At 34.0% G+C, this 1,193-nt stretch carries 1 protein-coding gene; it reads left to right on the top strand.

Annotated features, from left to right (window positions below; translation table 11 throughout):
* Positions 1 to 149 precede the first annotated feature (149 nt).
* Positions 150 to 1,079, top strand: coding sequence for an IS256 family transposase, variant Zn-binding type (locus BW946_RS20995; RefSeq protein ID WP_228402688.1), 930 nt, complete (start codon positions 150 to 152; stop codon positions 1,077 to 1,079).
* Positions 1,080 to 1,193 lie beyond the last annotated feature (114 nt).

The raw sequence follows: 1,193 nt of genomic DNA, 5'->3' as shown, positions 1-1,193 counted from the left end.
GGTTTAATAGTCAAAAATAGTTGGCAAAATTCTTTGTAACGCCTATTGTTACTGATGTTACAGAAAGTTTATTGAACTTTGTTTCAATAAACTTTTTTTATGGCTGAAAATTCAAAAAAAATCATTGTTGGGGTTGCAAAAGTTTGGATGTGATTTCCTGGGGAAAGCAAAACGGTAAGCGTCGTTTTAAATGTAAAAACTGTGGCCTTTATTTTACTTCAGAGAATAAATCTGTTAGTCTAAAAAACAAAGAAACTTGGTTTAAAAAATGGATTGTCGGGAAACAGACTTATGATCAGATTTCAGCATCATCGGGATATTCCTTAAGTACTCTTCAACGGTATTTTAATGTGATGCTTAGTAAAGCTCCAAAACTCAGTTACAGTCATAACAAGGAAGTTTATTTACTCATCGACGGCACCTATTTTTCTAATGAAATCTGTCTGGTTGTTTATAGAGACAATGCTTTTAAACAAACCCAGCTTTACAGAATTACTGACGGAGAGCATTATGAAGAACTCAAAGAGGATTTGGAGAATATTCTGAATTTGGGAATAAAAATTGGCGGAATAACCTGCGATGGTGATAAATCTCTACTGAAAGCCATCCGGAAAGTTTGTCCTAAGGTTCCTGTTCAGAGATGTTTGGTCCATATTCAGAGAATGTGTAAGATATGGCTTTCCGCCTATCCAAAATCTGTAGCTGGTTTTGAGTTACGTGAAATTGTCTGCAAAATTCATTTTATTGATAATGAAGTTAAAAAGCAGTATTGGATCAAAGAGTTTTTGGATTGGTCTGAAAAGCATAAAGAATTTTTGAATGAAAAATCATACAGCCAGGAAACCGGAAGATATTGGTATACTCATAAGATGGTGAGAAGATGTTTTTCTGTTATCAGAAAGGCTTTGCCAAATATGTTTACCTTTCTTCAAAATCCTAAAATCCCGAAAACAACCAACGGAATAGAGTCTTTTTTCGGGCATCTGAAAGGTAATCTTAATATTCATCGGGGGCTTACCAAAAGCCGGAGAAAAAAGTTTATCCAATGGTATCTTTTTTATAAAAATCTAAAATCGTAAAAGGTTTTTTTAGCCATAAAGCTGTTCCAATAATTTACAAAAAGAGGATGGAAAAACCATCCTCTAAACTATTGTTTACAGCGTTGATTGTATTGCTGGTAAGTTGCTCCTCAG

The sequence above is a fragment of the Chryseobacterium sp. RU33C genome, from assembly GCF_900156015.1.
Taxonomy (GTDB): domain Bacteria; phylum Bacteroidota; class Bacteroidia; order Flavobacteriales; family Weeksellaceae; genus Chryseobacterium; species Chryseobacterium candidae.
This window is presented reverse-complemented; position numbering and strand designations above follow the sequence as displayed.